Genomic DNA, 1521 nt, shown 5'->3' on the forward strand with positions numbered 1-1521 from the left:
CGCGACCCGCAGTCCGGTCAGCCGACCGGCCAGCGCGTGCACAAGCCGGTGGTCATCACCAAGGTCTTCGACAAGGCGTCGCCCCTGCTGCTGGCCGCGCTGACCTCCGGCGAGCGCCTGACCGAAATCGTCATCCACTGGTACCGCACCTCGGCGGCCGGCACCCAGGAGCACTATTTCACCACCAAGCTCGAAGACGCGATCATCGTCGACATCAAGGACTACATGCACAACTGCCAGGACCCGGCCAACGCGCACTTCACCCACCTTGAAGACGTGCACTTCACCTACCGCAAGATCACCTGGACCCACGAAGTGTCCGGTACCTCCGGCTCGGACGACTGGCGTACCCCGGTCGCCGGCTAAGCCTGCGTTAGTTCACTGCCCCGGCCAGCCAGCCAGCATGGCCGGCCGGGGCAGCCTGTCACCCCAGTTTTTGCAGCGGGAGGAACATCGGATGTTCTCAGCGGCCAACCAGCCCCATTTCACCCTGACCCTGGACGGGGTCGACAGCGACTTTCAGGTGCTGTCGTTCAGCGGGCGCGAAGCGCTCAGCCAGCCGTTCGAATTCGAACTGGAGCTGGTCAGTGAACGGGCGTCGCTGAACCTCGAATCCCTCCTGCACACGCTCGCCTTCCTGCAGCTGTCGCCCAGCGGCAGCGGCATTCACGGGCTGGTCTACAGCGCCGCGCAGGGCGAAGCGGGGCGGCGCCTGTCGCGCTACCGGCTGGTGCTGCGCCCGCAGCTGGCGTACCTGGCGCACCGCATCAACCAGCGCATCTTCCAGCACAAGACGGTGCCGCAGATCATCGCCCAGGTGCTCGAAGAGCACGGCATCCTCGCCAGCGACCACCGCTTCGTGCTTGGCGCGGTGTACCCCGAGCGGGTGTACTGCGTGCAGTACGACGAGTCCGACCTGCACTTCATCCAGCGCCTGTGCGAGGAGGAGGGCATCCACTACCACTTCCAGCACAGCCCGCAGGGCCATGCGCTGGTGTTCGGCGACGACCAGACCGTATTCCCCACGCTGGCCCCGGTGGCCTACCAGCAGGACACCGGGCTGGTGGCCGACGTGCCGGTGATCAAGCGCTTCGGCCTGCGCCTGGCCACGCGCACCAGCCGCACCACGCGGCGCGACTACGACTTCACCAAACCGCGCATCCAGCTCGAAAGCGACGCCGACAGCGGTGCTGCGCCGGACCTGGAAGACTACGACTACCCGGCGCGCTTCAGCGACCGCGCGCGCGGCAAGCACCTGGCCACCCGCGCGCTGGAGCGCCACCGCAGCGACTACCGCCTGGCCGAGGGCCGCAGCGACCAGCCGAGCCTGGTCAGCGGGCATTTTCTGAGCCTGACCGAGCACGCCAACCCGGCCTGGAACGACCTGTGGCTGCTGACCGAAATCATCCACGAAGGCAAGCAGCCGCAGGTGCTCGAGGAGGTGATCAGCAGCGACGTCACCGACCTCAAGGACGACTTCCACCAGGGCTATCGCAACCGCTTCTGCGCCACGCCGTGGGA

General features: G+C 67.1%; 2 protein-coding genes. Both read left to right on the plus strand.

Translation table 11 applies throughout. From position 1 onward, the window contains the following. The coding region (locus tag NP552_RS25830) for an Hcp family type VI secretion system effector (protein WP_274097322.1) at positions 1-366 on the plus strand (366 nt) is incomplete at its 5' end. A 91-nt stretch (positions 367-457) separates the two neighbouring features. Continuing rightward, positions 458-1521, plus strand: a 1064-nt coding sequence (tssI, locus tag NP552_RS25835) for a type VI secretion system tip protein TssI/VgrG (protein ID WP_274097323.1), incomplete at its 3' end; no start/stop codon positions are given.

It is taken from the genome of Pseudomonas sp. 8209 (assembly GCF_028682105.1).
GTDB classification, from domain to species: Bacteria; Pseudomonadota; Gammaproteobacteria; order Pseudomonadales; family Pseudomonadaceae; genus Aquipseudomonas; species Aquipseudomonas palmensis.